Raw genomic sequence first — 13,760 nt, 5'->3', positions numbered from 1 at the left:
GCGGGAGTAGCTCAGCTGGTAGAGCACTACCTTGCCAAGGTAGATGTCGCGAGTTCGAATCTCGTCTCCCGCTCCACCCTCACCCCACCCGCCCCGGTGGGGCTTTTTGGTTGAACTTGCCGGGAAGCCGCGGCTCAGGCGTGAGTGCGCCTTCCTCGCTTCTCGGCTTCGATGGCCCGCTGGAGTTCGCCGATCTGACGCAGCAGGGCCATCTGTTCTTGTGCGGAGGCTCCGGCAACCTGACGCTTGAGCAGGTCCACCTCGGCGCGCAGGGAGTCGATGCTGATCCCGGTCTGGATGTCATCCACAGCGGCGGCGGCGTAGGCAGTGACTTTCTGCTCATAGAGTTCGTTGGCGGTGCGGGAGATCGCGCCCGTGTCCCGTCCCTCGAACATCAGGCGAATCAGGAGCTGTTCCTCGGGCTGGCCGCGAAAGACCTCCAGAATCTCGTCGGGGCTGCGGGCACCCTGGGCGGCGAGCATCACCCGGCGCACGGCCTCGTTGCGCCAGGGGGTCGTGCCGTCCAACTTGGCAAGCAGGCTGGGGTCCACGAGGAGCTGGCGCAGCAGGGCGAGTTCGCGGTCCTCCTCGGCGCGCACCGCGCTCATGCCCGCGAGGTGGGTGTCGGTCAGGGTGCGGCGCTTGGCCTTGCTGCCGATCCACTCCAGCAGCGCTTCGGGCTTGATGCTCAGGCGGTGGCAGGCGATGGTCCGCATCTGCTCGGCGCCCTCGTCCAGGGGGTCGAGATTTTGCATCCGGGGCAGCAGCGCCATCAGGACGCGCCTCTTGCCCTCCGCCGTCTCCGTTCCATAGGCCTCCACCGCCGCCTGCACGCGGTAGTGCACCTCATCCAGCCCGCTGCCGAGGGCGGTTCGCAGGCCCTCCTCGTCCCCGGCAAACAGGGCGTCGGCGGGGTCCTTGCCGCTCGGCACGCTCGTCGCGCGAACCCGGAACTTGGCCCCGAGCACTTGATCGAGCCCCGCGAGGGTGGCCCGCAGCCCCGCCTCGTCGCGGTCGAACATCAGGGTCAGCCGGGTGGCCCCCAGCCGTTCGAGCAAGGTGGCGTGTTCGGCGGTCAGGGCCGTCCCCAGGCTTGCCACCGCTCCCGTGAAGCCGTGCTGGTGCATGGCGATCACGTCCATGTACCCTTCCACCACGACGAGTTCGGCCCCGCCGCTCAGGCCTGAGCGCGCCTTGTCGAGCCCGTAGAGCAGCTCGCCCTTCTTGAACACCTCCGTCTCCGGCGTGTTGAGGTACTTGGGCTTGCTGTCGTCGAGCACCCGCCCGCCGAAGCCCACCAGGCGGCCCAGGTGGTCGCGGATCGGGAACATCACCCGGCCCCGGAAGCGGTCGTACACCCGCCCCGACTCGGGGTTCTCGGTCAGCAGGCCCGCCTCCAGCAGTTGCCGCTCGGCGAGACCCCGGCTGCGGGCCCGTCCCAGCAGACCGTCCCAGCCCCCCGGCGCGTAACCCAGCTCGAAGGCCTCGATGGTGGCGTCACTCAGGCCACGGCCGCGCAGGTAGTCGAGCGCCGGTCCAGTCAGGTGCTCACGGAAGTAGCCCAGCGCGAAGGCGTTCACCTCGTACAGGTCGCGGTTTCCGCGTTCGCCGTATTTCGCCTCGACCTGCACGCCCGCTTTTTCCGCGAGCTTACGCAGGGCGTCGCCGAAACTCAGGTTCTCGGCGCGCTGCACGAAGCTGAACACGTCGCCGCCCGCCTTGCAACCGAAGCAGTAAAAGTACCCCTGCTCGGTGTCCACCTGAAAAGAGGGGCTCTTTTCCTTGTGAAAGGGGCACAGGCCCTTGAGACGGCCCTTCCCGGCAGGGGAGAGGCGCACGTATTCCCCCACGACCTCCGCGATGTTCAGCCGCGACCGAACATCCTCCTTGGTTCCCACGTTGCCCCTCACCCCCTCCCGCGCGTCCCCTCGTCCCGGGGTCCCGGGAACGGAAGACCTTCAGTGTACTCGCCCCGACCCCACCCGCACAGTTCCCGAACGGTCGGACAGGAACGGCTCAGATCGGCCAGGGGAGCTCGACCATCCCCGTGAGCGGCGCGTGGTCGCTGAGCCTCACCGTGCGGTCTACCGAGAGGTCCCGGACGGTCACGCCCGCCGCGAGGAGATAGTCGATCCGCCAGCCCACGTCGTTGGCGTAGGCACCCGCGCGGTTGCTCCACCACGTATACTCCGCCCGCTCGCCGAGGTGCGCGCGGTGGGTGTCGGTCAGGCCGGAGGCGAGGTGGGCCGTCATCCACGCGCGCTCGTGGGGAAGGAAGCCGCTGCTGCCCCGGTTCGACCGCCAGTTCTTCAGGTCGACCTCGTGGTGCGCGACGTTGTAGTCGCCGCCGATGACGAGGGGCACGCCCTCCGCCAGGGTGGCCGCCGCCCACGCGTGGTAGTCGGCGAGCACGCGGTCCTTGAAGTCCTGGCGCCCCTGGCCGCTGCTCCCGCTCGGCAGGTAGACGCTGGCGAAGCGCACGCCCGCCAGGACGGCGCTGAGCACCCGGCCCTCGTCGTCCATCTCGGGGTGTTCCATGCCGACCCGCACGTCCGCGAGGGGATGCGGGCTCAGGAGAGCCACGCCGCTATATCCGGCCCGCCGGGCGGGAAACCACGCGCCCGCGTAACCCAGGTCCGCCAGGGCCTCGGGCATGGCGTCGGCCCGCACCTCCTGAAGCAGGAGCACGTCGGGCCGCTCGCGCGCCACCCAGTCTCTCAGGCCCTTGCGAAGGGCGCTGCGCAGCCCGTTGACGTTCAGGGTCGTGACCTGAAGGGGGAAAGGATCAGGCGCCATCGGCGGGAGGATAGCCCCACGGGCGGGGGCGGGCAAGCGGGAGCGGGGGCCTTTCGAACTGGCCTTTCCGGACATCATGGCCCCGGGCCAGCGGGCATCGGGTACGCTGGGGGTGTTATGGCCGAGATCAAGTTCCGCAACGAGCAGGACGGCAGCGAATTCGAGATGACCCACCCGAAGGCCGCCCGCGTCCTCGCGGACGTGCAGACCTGGGCGCAGCGCAACCAGTACGAACACGTCGTCTTCTGGCGCGACGAGGAGGACGCCCACAAGTTCTGGGTGCAGCTCGGCGAGCACCGCCTGAACTACTGGATTCACGACTCCACCTTCACCGAGGGCAAGCACGAGACGGTCGAGATGCAGCTCGACTACGCCCGTGGTGCCCAGCGCCGTAGTGCCGCCGGGTACGAGAAGTTCGACAAGTAAGTGGGAGGTGGGGGGTGCGCGACCACGCGCCTCCTCCCGAACGTCTCAGAACCGCGCCGCGCAGAGCGTCAGGTGCAAGGTGTCGTGGATGGGCGGGTCCGTCTGCGGCACGTCCTCCAGATGGGAGGCAGTCACCAACGCCGCTGTGTCCGCCGCCGCTAAGGTGACGGGAAGGCGGGCGTCGAGCCGCAGGGCCACCCCTCCCGCCTGGATGAGGGCACTCCGCAGCGCCTCTTCCGGCCCCGGCCCACCGGGGGGGCTCCCCAGCGCCCGCCACATGTCCCGCAGGTGTTCGTCCCCGTGGGCGGCCAGCACCTCCCGACCTCCGGGCCTGAGAACCCGTCTTGCTTCCTCTCATACTGCCTGAGTGTTCGGCAGGTGGCCCAGCACCCGCACCAGGGTCACCACGTCGAAGGCCCCGCCCGCGAAGGGGAGAGCGTTGGCCTCTCCCACCGGCACGTCCGAGCGACCGGGCTGCGGATCGAGGCCCACCGGGCGGCCGATGTGTCCCTGTGCCCACAGGGTCCGCAGCAACCGTCTCCCTCTGGCCCCCACGTCCAGCAGGTCGGCCGCGGGGGGAGGGTTGAGCAGACCGAGCAGGGGGCTGAACGGCCACTCCACCCCGACCAGACGCGAGAGCACCCTGTCGCGGGCCGCAAGAGCGGCGCTTTCACTGAGGCTGCACCTTCTCTCCATGTTCGTCATAGCGGCAATTTAAGCGGTCTTCAGAAGGCGGTAAAGGTCACTTTTCGGGAGGGGGGCGCACATCAGAGTCAGGACAGTTCGGGCAGAGCACTCAGGGTCCCACCGCTCGGTCCGGCCTCGTCGGTTTTTCCATCTCTTCCGTTCTTGCAGAAAGAGGTCTCGCATGAAGCTCTCGAACATCATGTACATCCTCGGCTTCGCCTCCATCCTCGCGTCGGCGGCCAACTTCGTCTCGGGCAACACCAAGAGCACCTCCAAGGAGGAGAGCGAGAAGGAGCGCGACGCCCTGTTCGTCGGCTTCTGGCCCCCCACGTTCTTCATCCTCGGCAAGATCATCGAGGACCGCGAGAACGCGGGCAAGAACATCATCACGGGCTGATTTCAGGACGGGAAAGGGACGTGGCAGCGACGCCGCGTCCCTTCTCTTTGGATGCTCCGGGCACCCTTAAACTTCCAGACGGGTCCTCAGAAAGTTCGTCATCACCGCGCCCCGGCGGTAAAAGGGATTGTCCATGATCTTGATGTAGAGCGGCACGGTGGTCTTGGGACCGTGGATGACGGTCTCCTCGAGCGCCCGCTTCATGCGAGAGATCGCCTGGTCGCGCGAGTCGTGCCACACGATGAGCTTGCCGATCAGCGAGTCGTAGTGGGGCGGGATCACGTAGCCGCTGTAGGCGTGGGAATCCACCCGCACGCCGGGGCCGCCCGCGAAGTGGATGTCCTCGATCTTCCCGGCCGCCGGGCGAAAGTCCTTGTCGGGGTCCTCCGCGTTGATGCGGCACTCGATGGCGTGGCCGCGCAGCCGCACGTCCTCCTGCCGCAGGGGCAGCCCCTCGCCCGCCGCGACCCCGAGTTGCAGCCGCACGAAGTCGAGCCCCGAGATTTCCTCGGAGACGCAGTGCTCGACCTGGATGCGGGTGTTCATCTCCATGAAGTAGTAGTTGCCGTCGCGGTCCACGATGAATTCGAGGGTCCCCGCCCCGGCGTAGTTCACGTGCCGTGCCAGCCGCACCCCTGCGTCCAGAATCTCCTGCCGCAGCGTGTCGGGCAGCGTCGAGGGCGCCTCCTCGATCAGCTTCTGGTTGCGGCGCTGGATCGAGCAGTCGCGCTCGCCGATGTGGATGACGTGGCCCTGCCCGTCGCCCATGACCTGCACCTCGACGTGGCGGAACTCCTCCAGAAACTTCTCCATGATGATGGCGGGGTCCCCGAAGTACAGCCGCGCCTCTTCCTGCGCCTGCCCGAAGGCCGAACGCAACTCCTCCTGGGTGCGCACGATCTTCTGCCCGCGCCCGCCGCCGCCCGCCGACGCCTTGAGGAGCACCGGGTACCCGATCTGCTTGGCGGCGAGGAGGGCCGCGTCCACGTTTTCGAGCACGCCCGTCCCCGGCACGACGGGCACGTTCGACTGCGCCGCGATCTCGCGCCCGCCCGCCTTGGAGCCCAGCGCCCGCATCGACTCGGGCGTGGGCCCGATGAAGACGATGCCGTGCTCGCGGCACATCTCGGCGAAGTCGGGGTTCTCGGCCATGAAGCCGTAGCCGGGGTGGATCGCCTCGGCACCCGTCATCATCGCCGCCGAGAGGATATTGGGGATGTTGAGGTACGAGGCGTTCGACGCGGGCGGCCCGACGCAAACGGCCTCGTCGGCGATGAGGACGGGCAGGCTCTTCTCGTCGGCGGTGGAGTGGACCACGACCGTCTTGACGCCCATCTCGCGCGCGGTGCGAATGACGCGCAGGGCGATCTCGCCCCGGTTGGCGATCAGGATTTTCTTGAACATGGGATGCCTCCGGCAAGGTTTTAGGAGTTAGGGATTAGGGGTTAGGAAGGCTTTTCCTAAGTCCCAACCCCTAACTCCTAACCCCTTTACTCGATGATGAACAGCGTCTGCCCGTACTCCACCGGCTCGGCGTTGTTCACCAGAATTTCGCGCACGGTGCCGCCGAGTTCGGCCTCGATCTCGTTCATCAGCTTCATCGCCTCGATGATGCACAGCACCTGCCCGGCCTGCACCGTGTCGCCGACCTTCACGAAGGCGGGCGCGTCCGGGCTGCTCGCCGCGTAGAAGGTGCCCACGATGGGCGCCTTGACGGGCGTTCCGGTGGAGCGGGCGGGGGTGCTGGGGGCCGCCGTCGCGGGCTCAGGCGCGTCGGTGGGTGGGGCGACCGGGGTGAGGGATTGCGTCGGGGCCGGGGTGGGGGCGGGCATGGGAGCAGGTTGGAAGGCCGCAGACGGCGCGGGGCTGCTCATGCTGCTGCCCGCCGTGGGGGTGCTGCCCCCCGCCGTCACCGGGCCGCGCTTGAGGTCGAGCGTGTAGCTGCCGGTCTGGAGGCTGAACTCGCGTACGTCGGCGGCGCTCAGGGCGTCGAGGATCTTCTTGAGGTCGTCTGGATTCATGGCCCCTCCTAGTGGTGAATTCACGGAAAGTCGCCCCCCATCATGACGCGGGCGGCGCGTCCATAGGCGGTCACCCGCCGCTGAACAGTCGTGAGGCTGCACCGAGTCTAAGGGCAAAAGGCAAGTGCCGCCCCTCCTGACACGGTGGGCGGCACGGGGACCGGCTTGCTCTTACGCGCGGCTGAGGTAGTCGCCCGTGCGGGTGTCCACCTTGACGTTGGTGTCCTGCTCGACGAACAGGGGCACCTGCACGACGGCGCCCGTCTCCAGCGTGGCGGGCTTGGTGCCGCCGGACACCGTGTCGCCGCGCACGCCGGGGTCGGTCTGCACGATCTTCAGGATCACCTGGTTGGGCAGGGTGATCTTGAGGGGCTTGTCGCCGTACATCTGGACCTCGACCTCGGTGTTCTCCTTCATGAACTTGGAGGCGTCGCCGACGAGGCGACCGGGCAGGTGCACCTGATCGTAAGTCTCCAGGTCCATGAACACGTAGTCCTGGCCGTCCTTGTAGAGGTACTGCATCGTCTTGCCGTCCACGTAGATGTCCTGGAGCTTCTCGCCGGAGTTGAAGGTGCGGTCCACGATAGAACCGCTTTCCATGTTGCGGAACTTGGTGACCACCTTGGCGCCGCCGCGCCCCATCTTGAGGTGGGAATATTCCAGGCACTCCCACAACCCGCCGTCCATCTCCACCTTCGTGCCGTTTCGCAGTTCAGTCACGCTGATCATGTCGCTCTGTCTCCTCGCTCGGGCCGGGGCGCGTGTCTCCCCGTGGGGGAATTCAGGGGGCCGCGCCGCGTCGGCAACAGGCACGATTCTAGCAGATGGGCTTGGAGGCGGCGGGCGCGGGAGCGCCGTCAGCCCTTTCCCGCCCTGGCCGGGATTTGCTACACTTCCAGGGTTGCTTGGCCCCCGCCCCGTTTCCCCGCGCTGCCGGGGCTTTCGGCGAGACAGAGGCGGCCACGGGCATTCGGAGGAAACCCCACATGGAACTGAGAGCCGTCCCCCGCAAGAGCCAGGAGAAGCTGGCCGAAGGCATGATCGCCGCCGTCGCCTACAACAAGGAGCACAACGTCTCCTTTGCCCTCGACCGCAAGGCCTTTGACCGCGCCTTCCGTCAGCAGGGCACCACCGGCCTGTTCGACATTGCCATCGAGGGCGGCGAGACCTTCCCCGCGCTCGTGAAGACGGTGCAGATGGACAAGCGCCGCCGCCAGCCCATTCACGCCGACTTCTTCATGGTGACGTACGGCGAGCCCATCGAGGTCAGCGTGCCCGTGCACACGTCCGGCAAGAGCCGCGGTGAGACGATGGGCGGCTTGGTCGATGTCGTCGTCCACAACCTCGCGGTGATCGCGCCCGGCCCCCGGCGCATTCCGCAGGAGATCACCGTGGACGTGACCCGCCTCGACATCGGCGACCACCTGACCGCCGGGCAGATTCGCCTGCCCCAGGGGGTCAAGCTCGCCGCCGCCGAGGACCTCGTGGTGATCAGCGTGCTGCCGTCCCGCCTCAGCGAGGAGGAGCTGGCCGCCGAGACCCAGGCCGCCCAGGTCGCCGGGCTGGTCGCCGCCGGCGAGCTCTCCGAAGAGGCCGCCGAGGCCGTGCTGGAGGGCGACGCCACCATCGAGGAGGCCCGCGCCGAGACCACGGGAGAGCCCGCGACCGACGAGGCCTCCGGGGAGGACGGCACCGTTCAGGAGCAGTAAGGGCAGGCGTCGGAGGCCGGGGCACCCAGACGGGGCTCCGGCCCTCCTTATGGCAGGCGAAGAGGCGTCCAATCCTGCGCGGGTTGAACGCCTCTGCCCTTGAGCCCCTATGCGCCGGGCGCCGGGCTGGCTCCGGGAGCCAGGGTGGGCCGGGGGGCCGGAACCTCCGCCTCGACCTCGCGCGGGGCGGGCTGGCCCTTCGCCGCGCGGCCCCGCTCGAAGAGGTAGAAGGCGGCGGGCACGACGTAGAAGGTCATCAGGGCCGAGACGCTGATGCCCCCCACGATGATGATCGACAGGCTCTTGCCGAACTCGCTGGCGCCGCCCGTGTTCAGCAGGAGGGGGATGCTGATCACGAGGATCGTCAGCGTGGTCATAATGATCGGGCGGAAGCGCAGTCGGCTCGCCTCGATCAGGGCTTCCCGCAGGGGCCGTTCCTGCATCTGCTCGACCACGAACTCCAGGTAGATGATCGCGTTCTTGGCCGACAGGCCGATGAGGAGCAGGAAGCCCAGCACCCCGAAGATGTCGAGCGTGCCGCCCACGAGGAAGATCATCCAGTAGGCCCCGGCGACCGCGAAGGGCACCGGCAGCAGCAGGTAGAGCGGATAGCGGAACGAGTTGAACTGCGCGCCCATCACGAGGTACACGAGCAGCATCGAGATGGCGAAGGCCTGGAGGCCGAGCGCCCCGATCCGGTTGCCGAGCGCGAAGGCGCTGTTGCTGTCGGCCGTGCCCACCGACACGAGGTTGTCGATCACGCCCGCCTGGGTCAGCGACGTGACGAGCTGCGTCTGAAGCTGGGCGTTCGTCAGCCCGCTCGCCGGATCGGGCTCGACCGAGAGGTCCAGGCTGTAGAGGCGGTTGGTGCGCTGCACGCTCGTCGGGGTGCTCGCCTGCACGATGCCGCCGAGCTGGCCGACCGTCACGCTGCCCCCTAGGGACGGGCTGGAGATCGGCAGCGACAGCAGCGACTGGTCGTCCTGAAGGTACTGGGGATCGAGCCCCACGGTGACGGGGTACGTCACCCCGCCGATCTCCACGTTGCCGCCGCTGCTGCCGCTGCCGTAGGTGGCGAGCGACTGGGCGACCGTGCTCGCCGTCAGCCCCGCCTGGGCGAGCAGGCTGGGATTGGGCACGAACTGGTTTTCCAGCGTCGTGTTGTCGAGGCTGCTGCTCGCGCTCAAGACGTTCGGGTTCCCCTCGATGACGTTCACGGCGGTGGCCGCCCGGCGCTTGAGCAGGTCGTAGTTGCTCGCCACCAGGGTCAGGCTTTGGGAATTGCCCTGCCCCCGGAAGCCGCCCCCGCTGAAGATGTTCGCCCGCACCTCGGGATAGTCGCTGAACATGCCCCTCAGCGCCTGCTGGTAGGTGGAGGTCAGGGCGGCGCTGCCCTCACGCTCCTCCTTGTCCTTGAGGGTGATGTTGAGGTTGGTGCCGTTCGAGGTCACCGACGCCTGCACCGTCTGCACCTCGGGCCGGGAGAGGAAGTAGCTTTCCATGCGGCTCACGAGTTCGTTGCGGGTGTTCAGCGACAGGCCGCTCGGCAGCCGCAGCCCCGCGCGCAGGGTGCCCGAGTCGGTGCTTGGGGTGAACGTGAAGTTCATGCGCGGCACGACGAGCAGCACGGTGGCGACGAGGAACGCGGCGGCGATCAGCAGCACGCCGACGCTGTTGCGCAGGGCGCCGTCCAGGCTGCGCGCGTAGCCTTCCCGCACGAACGAGAGCCCCCGGTCGGTGACGCCGTGCAGGGTGGTCGTCAGCGCCTCCAGCACGGCGAGCAGGAGGCCCCAGAGGTAGCGCACCACCATCAGCGCCACGGGCAGGAGCAGCAGGCCGAGCAGCAGCAGCCGGTTCTCCACCCGGGTCCAGATCAGAGCGGCGAGCCCGGCGGCGAGCACCCAGAACCACCACGTCCGCACCGAGGCGAGGCCCCAGCGCACGGCCTGCGGCAGCCGGGCAAAGGCGCGCGGCACGTCCCGCCAGCCCAGCGGCTCGGCGTCGGGCGTGTACGCCATGCGCACGGTGAGAAAGAGCAGCGCCTCCAGCCACGAGAGCAGCACCGCCGCCGCGAGCCCCAGCGCGAACTGCCGCACGTACTCGCCGATGATGCCGCCCAGGAAGCTCACCGGGATCAGCACGGCGAGCAGCGAGAGGGAGGCCGCCGCGACCGCGCTGAAGACCTCCGACGCCCCGCGCAGCACCGACTGAACGCGGTCAAAACCCATCGCCCGGTACCGCTCGACGTTCTCGGCGACCACGATGGAGTCGTCCACCACGATGCCGATGGCGACGATCAATGCGAGCAGCGAGACCTGGTTGAAGGTGAAGCCCAGCAGGCTGTAGAGGATCGGCGCGGCGGCGAGCGAGATCGGGATGGCGAGGATCACCGTGAAGGCGGTGTTCAGCCGCCCCAGGAAGAGCAGCGTGACGACGGCCACCACGAGCCCCGTGACCCACAGCTCGTGGGTGGTGGACTCGATGCTCGACCGGATCGGGCCGGTGGTGTCGTTGCTGAAGGTGACCGCGTACCCGGCGGGCAGGGTGGTCCCCGAGATGAGGGCCCTCACCCCGTCCACGACGGCGACGGCGTTGCTTCCCGAGGTCTGCTGGATGGAGACGAGCACCACGGGCAGGCCGTTCACGCGGGTGACCCCGGTGGTGGCGGTGGCGTCCCGCACGCCCGCCACGTCGGCGACGCGCACGCCCCTGTCCGCATCCAGAATCACGTTGGAGATGTCTTCGAGGCTGGTCAGCCGCGCGTTCGTCGTGTAGTTCAGGGTGTTGCCCTCGCGCGTGACCGTGCCGATGGAGGAGCGGACGTTGCTGCCGCTGATCGCCGAGGACACGCTCTGCGGGTTCAGGCCGTAGGCGGCGAGCTTGTTGGGGTCGAGCAGCACCTCGATCTCCCGCTGCGACCCGCCGCTGAGTTCCACGTCCGCCACGCCCTCGACCCGCTGGAGGCTGGGGACGAGCTGGTCTTCCACGTAGTCGTACACGTCGGCCTGACTCGCCGTGCCGCCCGAGACCCCGAATTCGAGGATCGCCTGCGCGTTCGGGTTGAAGGTCCGCACGCTGGGGCTGCCCGCGTCGTCCGGAAGCTGCCGGGTGGCCCCCGACACCAGCGAGGCGACCTGGTTGGCGGTGGCGTTCTGATCGGTGCCGTCCTCCAGTTGGAGGGTGACGCGGCTGCTCCCCGTGCTGCTCGTCGAGCTGATCGAGGTGACGTTGGGGACCTGCGCGACCGCGCTCTCGATGACCTGCGTGACCTCCTCGTCCACCGAGGTGGGGCTCGCGCCGGGATAGGAGGTGCTGACGTTGACGACGGGGATGTTCACGCTCGGCAGCAGGTCCACGCCCAGCGAGCGCATCGACACGACGCCGAACACCACGATCCCCACGAAGATGCCGATGGCGAAGACATACCGCGCGACCGAGAAGCCCACGATGGGATTCACGCGGTCGAAGACCTTGCGGCCCACGTTGCGGATCACGGCGCACCTCCGGGGGGCGGGCTGCCCGCGCCGGGTCCCGTCTGGCTGCTCCGCTGACTGCTGCCGCTCGCGGTCGTCACGCTCGCGCCGTCGAGCAGGCCGGTCGGCGGCTGGGTGATGACCGAAGCCCCCGCTTCAACCCCGTTCACGGCGGACTGGGTGCCCGCCTGTCCGAGGACGGTGACCTGCTGTTGCTGGGCCTTGCCGGCCTCGACCGTGAAGACGTACGTCTGGTCCCCGTCCACCTGGAGCGCGGTGCTGGGCACCAGGGCGCCCGTCGCCACCTTCGCGGTGTAGACCACCGAGCCGACCGCGCCCAGCGCGGGAGGGGTCGTCTCCACGAATCGCGCGACGAGCGGCACGCTGCCGCTGACGGGGGCGCCCGCATTCTGCGACACCTTGAGCGGGTACTTCTGCCCCCCGACGACGAAGGTCAGCGCCGCGCCCACGGGCAGCGAGGAAGCCTCCGTGGCGGGCACGTTCACCGCCACCTGCCGCTGGCTGCTGACAAGTGAGAAGGCCTCGCTGTTCGCCGGGAGGTACTGGCCCTCGCTGACATTCAGCGCCGTGACCTGCCCCGCGAAGGGAGCGGTCACGCGCACGGCCGCCGCCGCCTGCTGCGCCTGGTTGAGCGTGATCTGCGCCCGCTGGACGGCGAGGCGGGCCTCCGCCAGCCCCTCCGTCTGGGCGCGGGTGTTCTCGGCGAGGTTGGCCTGCGCGGTCGTGAGGGTCGTGCGGGCCGCCTCCACCTGCGCGAGCTGGTTGTTCACCTCCACCCGCGACGCCGCCCCGATGGCCGCGAGGCGCTGGAGGGCGTCGAGGTTTTGCTGGGCGTTGTTCAGGGCCGTCTGCGCCGCGTTGACCTGCTGCTGGAGCTGCGCCCGCCCGCTCTGCACCGTGTTCGTCTGGGTGCGGAGCTGCACCTGCGCCGTCTCCAGCGCGTTGCGCGCGCTCTCCACGCTGGTGTTGAGGTCGCTGTTGCTGAGCGAGAGGACCGTCTGCCCGGCGTTGACCTGCCCGCCCACGTCCACCGCGATGTTCGTCACGGTGCCCGACGTGCGTGCCGACACCGTGACCGCCTGCGCCGAGGCGACCGTGCCCGTCAGGCGCCGCTCGGTGCGGAGGGTGCCCGTCTGAACGGTCGTGGCCTGGACGGGGGTGACGACGCCGGTTCCGCCGGGCGTGCCGCCTGCCCCCTGTCCCTGGCCCGCCCCCCGGCCGCTCCCGGTGCCGGAGGCCCCAGCGGCGGCACTGCCCTGGCCTCCTGCGGCCTGCCCGGTACCTGCCTGTCCGCTTGTCCCGGTCCCCTGACCGCCTGTCCGGGCCCCTGCTCCCTGAGCCGAGCCCGCCTGCCCCTGCCGGGAGCTGGAACCTCCCGCACCACCTGCTGCAAAGCCTCCGCCCGCGCTTGCCGCGCTGCCCGCGTCGTCCTGCCCCAGCCGATAACCGACGTACCCGACCCCACCGAGCAGCAGCGGCACGAGCAGCCACCCCCAGGGGAAGGCACGGCGTTTCCGGTCGGTAGGAGCGGGCGAGCGGCCCGGCGAGGAGGCAGGCAGGCTCTCTGCGTCTTTGACTGGCCTCGATGCCTGATCCATGCTGTTTATGGAACCACCTTTTGACGAAGGAACATCGAAGAGGGGTCACCATGTTTGGTCGTCCTGCCTACCGTGGACCGCGGCCAACACGTCCAGCCCACCTCGCCGCCTCTTCGAGAAATCTTCACGGTGCGAGGTGACCCCCGAAGAGCCGCCTCTACCCTGGGTCATGGAGCCCGAACCCCTCACCCTGCCCCTCGGCGGCCCCGTCCCCAACAACCCCCTGCCCGCCCGGCTCTACCGCGCCGCCCTGAAAGGCCGCACGCCCGCGCAGATCGAGGGGCACCTCGCCGAACGCGGCTGGACGAACGCCTGGCGGAACGGCATCTACCCCTTTCACCACTACCACTCCACCGCCCACGAGGTGCTGGTGATCGCGCGGGGGCAGGCCCGCGTCACCCTGGGCGGCGAGGGCGGCCCGCAGGTCACGGTGGGGGAGGGCGACGTGCTGCTCCTGCCCGCGGGCACCGGCCACCGCAACGACGGCAGCAGCCCCGACCTGCTGGTGATCGGCGCCTACGCCGGGGGCCGCGACTGGGACCTGTGCCGCCCGGAGGAGACGGACGTGGAGGAGGCGCGGGCGCGGATTGCGGGGATGCCTGTGTGGGAGCGGGAGCCGGTGGACTGAGGCG

At 69.1% G+C, this 13,760-nt stretch carries 13 protein-coding genes and 1 tRNA gene; 5 read left to right on the top strand and 9 right to left on the bottom strand.

Annotation, left to right across the window (positions count from 1 at the left end):
- Nucleotides 1-76, top strand: a tRNA-Gly gene (locus IC605_RS14530).
- 58 nt (nt 77-134) lie between these two features.
- On the opposite strand, the gene dnaG is transcribed toward IC605_RS14530, so the two are convergent.
- Together dnaG and IC605_RS14520 are read right to left on the bottom strand one after the other, a co-directional pair.
- Nucleotides 135-1,898 carry a DNA primase gene (dnaG, locus tag IC605_RS14525; RefSeq protein WP_216325566.1) on the bottom strand — a complete coding sequence of 588 codons (1,764 nt, stop codon included), beginning with the start codon at nt 1,896-1,898 and terminating at the stop codon, nt 135-137.
- 118 nt (nt 1,899-2,016) lie between these two features.
- Nucleotides 2,017-2,796, bottom strand: a complete 780-nt coding sequence (locus IC605_RS14520; protein ID WP_246580845.1) for an exodeoxyribonuclease III — start codon at nt 2,794-2,796, stop codon at nt 2,017-2,019.
- A 117-nt stretch (nt 2,797-2,913) separates the two neighbouring features.
- Here IC605_RS14520 and IC605_RS14515 point away from each other — a divergent pair, with 117 nt between their 5' ends.
- Complete coding sequence (locus IC605_RS14515) at nt 2,914-3,222, top strand: hypothetical protein (protein WP_216325560.1); 309 nt, start codon at nt 2,914-2,916, stop codon at nt 3,220-3,222.
- A 45-nt stretch (nt 3,223-3,267) separates the two neighbouring features.
- Here the strand turns inward: IC605_RS14515 and IC605_RS14510 are convergent, their stop codons facing one another.
- Nucleotides 3,268-3,537: a hypothetical protein gene (locus IC605_RS14510; protein WP_216325557.1), complete on the bottom strand. Its 270-nt coding sequence runs from the start codon at nt 3,535-3,537 to the stop codon at nt 3,268-3,270.
- 39 nt (nt 3,538-3,576) lie between these two features.
- Nucleotides 3,577-3,927, bottom strand: a complete 351-nt coding sequence (locus tag IC605_RS14505; RefSeq protein WP_216325553.1) for a class I SAM-dependent methyltransferase — start codon at nt 3,925-3,927, stop codon at nt 3,577-3,579.
- Between the two features lie 163 nt (nt 3,928-4,090).
- Here IC605_RS14505 and IC605_RS14500 point away from each other — a divergent pair, with 163 nt between their 5' ends.
- On the top strand, nt 4,091-4,306 hold the full coding sequence (locus IC605_RS14500) for a hypothetical protein (protein WP_216325550.1): 216 nt from the start codon (nt 4,091-4,093) through the stop codon (nt 4,304-4,306).
- A 66-nt stretch (nt 4,307-4,372) separates the two neighbouring features.
- Here the strand turns inward: IC605_RS14500 and accC are convergent, their stop codons facing one another.
- The 3 genes from accC to efp all read right to left on the bottom strand — a co-directional run bounded on the left by accC (nt 4,373) and on the right by efp (nt 7,056).
- On the bottom strand, nt 4,373-5,710 hold the full coding sequence (accC, locus tag IC605_RS14495) for an acetyl-CoA carboxylase biotin carboxylase subunit (RefSeq protein WP_216325547.1): 1,338 nt from the start codon (nt 5,708-5,710) through the stop codon (nt 4,373-4,375).
- Nucleotides 5,711-5,796: 86 nt separating this feature from the next.
- Nucleotides 5,797-6,327: an acetyl-CoA carboxylase biotin carboxyl carrier protein gene (gene accB / locus IC605_RS14490; protein WP_216325545.1), complete on the bottom strand. Its 531-nt coding sequence runs from the start codon at nt 6,325-6,327 to the stop codon at nt 5,797-5,799.
- A gap of 171 nt (nt 6,328-6,498) precedes the next feature.
- A complete protein-coding gene (gene efp, locus IC605_RS14485) occupies nt 6,499-7,056 on the bottom strand; it encodes an elongation factor P (RefSeq protein WP_216325540.1) in 558 nt (185 codons plus the stop codon).
- Between the two features lie 257 nt (nt 7,057-7,313).
- On the opposite strand from efp, the gene IC605_RS14480 reads away from it, so the two are divergent.
- The gene (locus IC605_RS14480) at nt 7,314-8,036 is read left to right on the top strand and encodes a 50S ribosomal protein L25/general stress protein Ctc (protein WP_216325538.1); all 723 of its coding nucleotides are present in this window, start codon (nt 7,314-7,316) and stop codon (nt 8,034-8,036) included.
- A gap of 107 nt (nt 8,037-8,143) precedes the next feature.
- On the opposite strand, the gene IC605_RS25400 is transcribed toward IC605_RS14480, so the two are convergent.
- Nucleotides 8,144-11,530: an efflux RND transporter permease subunit gene (locus tag IC605_RS25400; RefSeq protein ID WP_216325535.1), complete on the bottom strand. Its 3,387-nt coding sequence runs from the start codon at nt 11,528-11,530 to the stop codon at nt 8,144-8,146.
- The gene (locus IC605_RS14470) at nt 11,527-13,128 is read right to left on the bottom strand and encodes an efflux RND transporter periplasmic adaptor subunit (RefSeq protein WP_216325532.1); all 1,602 of its coding nucleotides are present in this window, start codon (nt 13,126-13,128) and stop codon (nt 11,527-11,529) included. Before IC605_RS14470 ends, IC605_RS25400 begins: the two co-directional genes overlap by 4 nt.
- Before the next feature lie 169 nt (nt 13,129-13,297).
- Between IC605_RS14470 and IC605_RS14465 the strand changes: the two genes are divergently transcribed.
- Nucleotides 13,298-13,756, top strand: coding sequence for a cupin domain-containing protein (locus IC605_RS14465; RefSeq protein ID WP_216325529.1), 459 nt, complete (start codon nt 13,298-13,300; stop codon nt 13,754-13,756).
- Nucleotides 13,757-13,760 lie beyond the last annotated feature (4 nt).

The sequence above is a fragment of the Deinococcus aestuarii genome (assembly GCF_018863415.1).
In the GTDB taxonomy this organism is placed as follows: Bacteria; Deinococcota; Deinococci; order Deinococcales; family Deinococcaceae; genus Deinococcus; species Deinococcus aestuarii.
The sequence above is the reverse complement of the archived record's forward strand: the minus strand, read 5'-3'. Positions and strand labels throughout refer to the sequence as shown.